This is a genomic window from Paenochrobactrum pullorum (genome assembly GCF_041929845.1).
GTDB classification, from domain to species: Bacteria; Pseudomonadota; Alphaproteobacteria; order Rhizobiales; family Rhizobiaceae; genus Paenochrobactrum; species Paenochrobactrum pullorum.
This window is the reverse complement of sequence record NZ_JBHEEH010000006.1, coordinates 146025-153805: the sequence shown is the minus strand read 5'-3', so window position 1 is coordinate 153805 and position 7781 is coordinate 146025. Positions and strand designations below refer to the sequence as shown.

The 7781-nt window shown below is 55.5% G+C and carries 7 protein-coding genes; 3 read left to right on the top strand and 4 right to left on the bottom strand.

What is annotated here, in order from left to right; genetic code table 11:
- Window positions 1–78: 78 nt before the first annotated feature.
- The 4 genes from JNC77_RS11175 to JNC77_RS11160 are packed head-to-tail and all read right to left on the bottom strand — an operon-like array spanning window position 79 to window position 4435.
- Window positions 79–573, bottom strand: coding sequence for a hypothetical protein (locus JNC77_RS11175; RefSeq protein WP_374832452.1), 495 nt, complete (start codon window positions 571–573; stop codon window positions 79–81).
- A gap of 15 nt (window positions 574–588) precedes the next feature.
- The gene (locus JNC77_RS11170) at window positions 589–1398 is read right to left on the bottom strand and encodes an SH3 domain-containing protein (RefSeq protein WP_374832450.1); all 810 of its coding nucleotides are present in this window, start codon (window positions 1396–1398) and stop codon (window positions 589–591) included.
- Between the two features lie 2 nt (window positions 1399–1400).
- Window positions 1401–3452, bottom strand: coding sequence for a vWA domain-containing protein (locus tag JNC77_RS11165; protein WP_374832448.1), 2052 nt, complete (start codon window positions 3450–3452; stop codon window positions 1401–1403).
- Window positions 3449–4435: a hypothetical protein gene (locus JNC77_RS11160; RefSeq protein ID WP_374832446.1), complete on the bottom strand. Its 987-nt coding sequence runs from the start codon at window positions 4433–4435 to the stop codon at window positions 3449–3451. Before JNC77_RS11160 ends, JNC77_RS11165 begins: the two co-directional genes overlap by 4 nt.
- Window positions 4436–4639: 204 nt before the next feature.
- On the opposite strand from JNC77_RS11160, the gene JNC77_RS11155 reads away from it, so the two are divergent.
- The 3 genes from JNC77_RS11155 to JNC77_RS11145 are packed head-to-tail and all read left to right on the top strand — an operon-like array spanning window position 4640 to window position 7571.
- Window positions 4640–5143, top strand: coding sequence for a putative pterin-binding protein (locus JNC77_RS11155; RefSeq protein ID WP_374832444.1), 504 nt, complete (start codon window positions 4640–4642; stop codon window positions 5141–5143).
- Complete coding sequence (locus JNC77_RS11150) at window positions 5140–6945, top strand: sensor histidine kinase (RefSeq protein ID WP_374832442.1); 1806 nt, start codon at window positions 5140–5142, stop codon at window positions 6943–6945. The genes JNC77_RS11155 and JNC77_RS11150 overlap by 4 nt, the downstream gene beginning before the upstream one ends.
- Entirely contained in the window at window positions 6942–7571 is a 630-nt protein-coding gene (locus JNC77_RS11145) for a response regulator (RefSeq protein WP_374832440.1), read from the top strand. Before JNC77_RS11150 ends, JNC77_RS11145 begins: the two co-directional genes overlap by 4 nt.
- Window positions 7572–7781: the final 210 nt, after the last annotated feature.

The following is a 7781-nucleotide window of genomic DNA, read 5'->3' as shown; positions in this document are numbered from 1 at the left end:
TCCTTGGTGGCTTTTAAAAACAACCACACTATCGCACAAAAGCGGATCAGGAGGCCGTCCACCACATCAAGTCCATTCTTACTGTGCGCTGCAATTGATGCTGAGGGTGGCGCCATTCACGACGGGTGCGCCATCCTCGTTGACCAGAACCAGATCGTTGATCGACAGCATTTCGCCGGCGACGACGATGTCAAGCTCTTGTGAATAGATGCGTCCGGCCTTGAGCTGTCGCTCAGGGCTGGCGTAGGGACGATCGACGCCGAGGCCAATGGTCAGTGCATTCGCCGTTGACGACAGTTCGAAGAAGAGCTTCTCGCCGTCTGGCGTCGTTCCGGGACCCCGGAGCTCAATATCGTAGGCTCCATCCTGCTCATAAAAGGCGCATGTTGTCGGCGTCAACTCGTAGCGACCAGCTGTAGTTTCCAGAATACCTGATCCAGCCCCAGTAACGCTCTCTACTGGCGGTGCTTCCGCCTCTGCACTGCACCCTGTAAGCATAAGGCTGCCGCACGAAGCGATCAGGAGAGCGATGCGCGTACGGCGCTTCTTCGTTTTGGGGTTTTGCGTGAACATTTCGCTCTCCAGTGCTTATGGATATGACCAGCCATCGTGCTCGACGCGGAAAATCCGCAACGGAGCGCCGGCTTTGGTGGTGTCGGCGCGCAGGTAGAAAACCGCGCGCTGCTTCTTGCCGAAATTGGTGAAATCGACGTTGATGGTGATCATACCACGCAGCATCGGCTGGTGAGGATCAGGCGTCGGATCTTCTAAGACGACATCGAAGTCCTGAGCGCCGTATAGAGGATGTGCACCAACTTTGCCTGAGGCCAGCCAGGTCACAATCTCGTCGGTAAAGTAGTTTTTGGACACCTTCGGATCGAACGCGCTCGGTAAATTGCCGTTTTCGGACTGGAACTGGCGTTCATAAATCTCACGAACCAGATCCTGCGCCTGAGCAACAGGATCGATGTCTGGTTCGGGTAAGTATGGCTCGGTCGGGTGCTCGACAGACTTTCGCGCCGGAGAGACAAGTAGCGGCTCATTATCGGGCGTGATGTAGCGTTGTGCTACCCAACCAGCCTTGCTCATTTCTTTGTTGCGCATCAGGCACCAACGTGGCGGCAGCGCCTTGATCTGCGCTTGCGTCATCTTCGTATAGTGTGCCGCGGTGTAAAATGGCACGCAGGTGATCTGCTGTAGCCCGCGCTCATAGTCGCTGAAAGCCTCGATCACCGGATAATTGGTGCCCGGTCCCATGCGCGCATTGAGCACGTCCCCGACAGTCACATTGGTGACGCGCCAGGCATCCGGTCCGTGGCCATCGATTTCGGCATGGGCGTGAGATGCGGCCAGACCGAGTGTCATGACAAGCAGTGCGGCCTTAAATGTGTGTGTCATGGTCATTTCACCTCTACGATCGCGCGACCCAGAACCTTGCGGTCGCCGACATTAAGAAACCGGATTTCATAGGTTCCGGCCTGTGCCGGCATTTGCAGTTCCAACGACTTTTCGTCTCCGACCTTGTGCGCCGCAATCCAGCTGAAATCGGCCTGATCGGTGCGGGCAATAGCGATGCGCTGATCTGCGCTTCCGCCTTCCGAGCTCCACGACACGGTGATCGTTTCGCCTATACCCGCCTGCGCCGGTACCTTGAGCCCAGCTCCGTCATCCAGCGGGGCGTTTTCCGCCACCACTTCCAACCGGTGGCTGGCAAGGGTGCGAGCGCCTTCGCGCAGCACATAGCGGATTTCGTAAAGTCCGGTTTCGGCCGGAGTTTTCATATCGGCTGCACTTGCGTCCCGAACCCGGATATAGTCGGCATATTTGCCTTCAGCGGTTCCGGCAGGGACAATGGTGAGATAGTCTTCCGGGTGGACTGAAGTCGACCAGGTGACTTTAATTTTGCTTCCCGCACGGGCGACTTCCGGACCGCTGACTGTCACTTCGGCGGCCACCACTTCCACGGGGGTGGAAGCCATTGTGCGTCCACCTTCTCGCAATACATAACGCACCTCGTAAAAACCGGGCTCGGCAGGTGCCGTCAATTTGTTTTCGGTGACATCGCGCACGCGCTGATAGTTGGTGTATTTTCCTTCTTCAGCTCCGGCAGGGACGATGGTGACATAGTCTTCCAGATGGATCGAAGCTGACCACGTCACCTTGAAGCTTGCACCGGTGGCCACCTCGCTGGACGCGCTGATGCCCATTTCGGCCTCAATGACTTCCACAGGAGCGGAAGCCAATGTGCGCCCACCTTCTCGCAACACATAACGCACCTCGTAAAAGCCGGGATCGGCGGGCGCGATCAATCTGTTTTCAGTGACATTGCGCACGCGCTGATAATTGGTGTATTTTCCTTCTTCAGCTCCGGCAGGGACGATGGTGACATAATCTTCCGGATGGATGGAAGCTGACCACGTCACCTTGAAGCTTGCGCCGGTGATCACCTCTTCGGGGGCAGTGATAGCCATTTCGGCCTCAATGACTTCCACAGGAGCGGAAGCCATTGTGCGCCCACCTTCTCGCAGCACATAACGCACCTCGTAAAAGCCGGGCTCGGCGGGCGCGATCAAACTGTTTTCGGTGACATAGCGCACGCGCTGATAATTGGTATATCTGCCTTCTTCAGCTCCGGCAGGAACGATAGTGACATAGTCTTCCGGATGGATCGAGTCTGACCATGTCACCTTGAAGCTTGAGCCGGTGGTCACCTGTCCTGGAGCTTGGATATCAATTTCCGCTTCCTGCATGGGTTCGTGCGTTGAGTTGGGCTGTTGCTCCACCATTGGCTGCAAATCCATGACCGACTGCACATGCGCCAGCGCTTCTTTCAGCTCAGCAGCATTTTGGGCCGGAACGAAGACGCCACCGGTGTTTTCGGCAATGCAGGCGAGGCTGGCATGAGCCTTGTCCTCAAGATCGAAACCAACGACATGGGTCGTGAACTTCACGCCCTGCCGTGCCAGCTGCTCGGCGACCGCGCAAGGATCGGCCTGACAGGTTTCCAGACCATCAGAAATGAGCACGACCGTGGCGGGGTTGTCACGATAAGATAAGAGTTCTGCGGCGTGCTGGACGGCTGCGGAAATCGGCGTCTTTCCTTTCGGGCGGATGCCGTTCACCGTGCTGATGAAGTTTGCCTTGTCGAGCGCGCCCGGTTTGATCAATGTTTCGATGTCGCGGCAGTCGCCTTCTGAACGATGTCCATAGGCGACCAGACCTAGATTGATGTCGTCGGACCAGCCGGTCACGAGATCGACCATCACGTCGCGTGCGATTTCTATCTTGCTGGTGCCGTTGATCTGGCCCCACATCGAGCCGGAGGCGTCATAAACGATGACCACATCTTCTGCCGCTACGGCGACCGACAGAGGGGGGATGATAGCGGTAGCCGCGATCAGTGCCGTTTTCAAAGCTTTCATCATGGTGTTTCGTTCCGTAAATTGTTTCATGCAGGCTGCACATCACTGTCGCTACGCGGACCGGAAGAACCTGACGCTCCCATGGCGCGCGCCTTCAGCTTGCGGAATTTGCCCGACATCTGCTCCAGCCTTGCGTCCCATTGGGGGTCGGGTTGCTGACCTTCGATGGTTTTGAAAAACACCTGCATCAGGCAGGCGATGGCAAACGGCTCCAGCAATGCCGCCTTAACGCTCCAGGCAAACAAAAGCGCGAACACGAAGCCACCGGCTGCCCACGCGCCAGGCATCACGTAGACTACTAGAGCTGCTGGCGCGAGCATCACCAGAAACACCAGAAAGCTCAGAAGGTAGACAATGATTGCTAGCCAGGCAGCGTTCTTGAGCATGACACGGTAGTTCTGGCCGTAAAGCACGAGCGCTTCTCTGGCCGATCCCCAAGGGTTTGTCGCGCCTGTGCGGATTGCATAGGCGAGAATGATTTCGTCGATGAAACCAACAGCAACCCGCAGGAAGGCGTGCAGGATACCCGAAAGCTGCTGCGCTCCCGGTATGGGCAGGATGGTCAGGATGCCGCGCACCAGCCCGGTGATTGCTCCGATCACACCCTTCACCAGCTGATCGATAGCAAACAGGACACTGGCCTGAGCAAAGCGTTCCTTCACCACGGTTGTCGCATGGCTGATCTGTGACTTGCCATCCGGCATTGGCTTGCCGTCGATTAGTTCCACCAATACCGCGATATGGCCCGCCTTGACGATATAAAGTATATATTCGCGCGCCCAGTACATGATGGCGCCAAACAGGCCAAAGCCTATAACGCCGCCCCATAGCGTTGTGTTTGCCTGAAACCCTTCATCGCCGAAGCCGCCCACGCCATAGCCGATACCGGCGCCGGTCCCCGTCAGCAAAACATAGCCAACCGCAATACCGAAGTAGACTGCTATCCGCAGCACGATGAACGGCATGGTCCGCGCCATCATTGCTAGCGCGCCACCGACTCTAAAATCCCACATGCCTTATCTCGCCTTCTATATAACCTTGCCTTTTACATCCGTTCAGGAAACTTTAGCAGAAGCAAAGCAGGCATGCCCCATCCATTTGGATAGGGACATGTCGGAAAAACTGAGTATAATTAGTCAAAATGTGCCAAAGTGGATAAATATATAAAATAAGTGAGCACAAAAAATTAGGGGCAGCCTGGAGGGAAGCGCGTAGTTTTGCAAGTATTTTTCTTTTCTATTTTGACAGCCGTGTTGTTTTACTTTTCTTCTGAAGTCAGTGGTCAGGATCAGTCAATATTGCCTTCCTCCATACTTGAGGTGAGCGGCGCTATTTCGAAAGGCAATGCGGAAGGGGTCGCACATTTCGACATCGTGGAGCTGCGGACACTTCCTCAAGCGCGGCTCGAAACAACCACCGCTGTCACAGATGGTGTGCACCGCTTTGACGGCGTTTTAATGAGAGATATTTTGGCGCATGTCGGCTCTCACGGCACAGTCGTGACTGCGAGAGCCCTGAATGATTACGCGATTGAATTCGCAGTCGAGGAATTTGACCAGTTCGACATTCTTGTTGCCTATGAGATGGACGGAAAACCGCTGCTGCCGAGCGAGAAGGGGCCGCTATGGATTGTCTACCCACGTGACCAGCATGCCGAGCTGCAGGATATCCGCTTTGATTATCGTTGGGTTTGGCAATTAAAATCGCTGGATATTCGATGAGCAGGCGAGCACGTGCATTGCTGGGCGTCGCGCTGCCTGTCTCGGCCATCGCTATCTTTGTCGTTCTGCTCGCATTCTCTTTGATGCGCCTGTCTGATATCGAGCGCAACATGCGCATTGAGGCCACCCAGAATATGCTTTGGGTGATCTCGCAGGCGCATATTTCAAGCCTGCAGCTGAGCGAGGCCATCGCGGACAACGCTGCCGGAGAGGCTGATCACGCGCAAACAGAGTTGCGCCTGAACATATTCCTCAGCCGGCTAGCCTTACTTGATGATGGCCCGCAACGTCGGCGGATGGAAGCGCTTGGTGCGTTGGCTCCTTTGGATGAGTTGCGGGAAAACCTCGACGAGCTTGGCTCGTTGCTGAAAAGCCCCAGCTCGGCGACAATGCCGCGCATCAGAGCTCTGCTGGATCCTTACAATGCGACGCTCACTGAAGCTGCCAACAAGGCAATGGTGGCCGAATGGGACGATCTTGGCGCGACGCTTGATGTCACGCGCAAGCAGCTGTGGCAAATCATTATCTCCATGATCGGCATATCATTGGCAGGCTCGATGCTTTGCGTTCATTTTCTGCTGGCGATCCGTGATGCAAGGCAACGGACTCGCTTGCTCAACAAGGAAAAGGCGTTTTCCGAACTGCTGATCGGATCCAGCGATGAAGGTATTATCGCTGTCGATATGGATCGACGCTGCACGGTCTGGAACGAGGCTGCCGAACGGCTGTTCCGTGTTGGTGCTGATCGGGCAACAGGTGGTGCGCTGGGAGAATTATCAGGCTTTTTCGCGGTAGACCGGGTCGAGATGGCCATCGGCGAGGCTCTGCAGGGCCAGGCTGTCGCATTGCTCGATCAGCCGTTTTTTCCAGATGATCAGTCTGAGCCGCTCTATGTCGATCTGCGCTGTTTTTCGCTGCGCGATGGTGGCCGCATCATAGGCACGATCCTTCTGATCTCGGACGTCACAGAACGACGAGCAGTCCAGCGTAAAATCGCGGATCATCGCGACTATCTTGAGCAATTGGTGCAAGCGCGTACGCAGGAGCTTGAGGCGGCGCTGGTCAGGGAACGTGCCACCGCTGACCTATACCGCAACTTCGGCACGATGATCTCGCACCAGTTCCGCACTCCACTTGCGCTCGTCGATTCTGCGCTTCAGCGGTTGATCCGCCGGCGCGAACAATTAACGCCGGCAGAGATCACTGAGCGGGGTAGCCAAGCCCGTAGTGCCATCGCACGCCTGGTCAGGCTGGTAGAGAGCACCCTCGACGCGGCGCGGCTTGATGCCGGCCAGATTGAGGTCCGCAGCCAGGCCTGCGATCTCGGCCTTCTTGTTGCGGACATCTGCGCACGGCAGGCTGAGGACATGGGTGGACGCAGGATCACGGTCATGCCGCCGGTTGATGGGTCGCCGATTGCCTATTGCGATCCGGTTCATGCGGAGCACATTTTGACAAACCTTTTGTCCAATGCGGTGAAATATTCTCCGAAGGAGACGTTGATCGGTATCAGTTTTACCGTCGATCAGTCGCTTATTACCTGCATCGTAACGAATACCGGCTCATTGGGCGGAATGTTCGAGCGGGACGTGCTGTTTGATCGCTATTATCGTGGCAGCAATACTGAAGGCTGCCCCGGTATTGGCGTTGGTCTTTACATGGCGAAAGCGCTTGCGCGCTTGCAGGGCGGCGACGTGTGTTTACAGGATTCGGAGACAGGCGTTGTTCGAATGGCGATGTCGCTGCCACGTTCTGCATCCGGTGCTGGTGCGCCCATGATCTTTCGAAAGGTGAGGGTATGATCGCGGAGCCTTTTGTGATCCTTTGCATTGAGGACGAAGTGCAATTGCGGCGTGACATCGTAGACGAACTGGTCGAGGCGGGGTATGATGTCGTCGAAGCCAGTAATGGTAGGCAAGCGCTTGGCGAGCTGGCACGTGTCTGCCCCGATCTGGTTCTTTGCGACATCTCCATGCCCGAACTTGATGGTTATGGCGTGCTTGATGCGCTGCAAGAACGAGGGCCTGACTATGCCGAAATTCCTTTTGTCTTCCTCTCCGCCCTTGCCGATCCAAGGCATATCGTTGATGGCAAGCGTCTTGGTGCAGATGATTACCTCGTGAAGCCAATCGATTATGATCTCTTACTGGCGACCATCGAAGCGCGTCTGCGACAGATCAGACGCATCCGTTCGGCGCGCCCATTACGGTCAGCTGCTCCTAATTTTACAAAATTTTCGGAAGTCTATGGCCTTACACCCGCAGAACTACGGATCACGCAAGCGCTCGCTCAAGGTAGTAAATTGACGCAGATCGCGACTGACCTCGGCGTCTCGCGTTCTACTGTTGCTTTTCACATGCGCAATATATTCCAGAAAACGGAGACCGGCCGGCAGACGGAACTGGTAGCTTTGGTACTCAAGAGATAAGATGATCAATCATATAAATGAGCTCTGGTGTAGTGATCTGCATGAGTTAGTTGAAACGACTTAGTGATATATCTTACTGATGCGCTGCTATATGGTTACCTCTAATGAATGTCGGTATCGGTAGTTGCGTGCCCCCGCAACCAAATCAAAACGGCTCAAGCAATTATGCTTGAGCCGTTTTTGCATTTAACAATACTATTTGAATTCCAG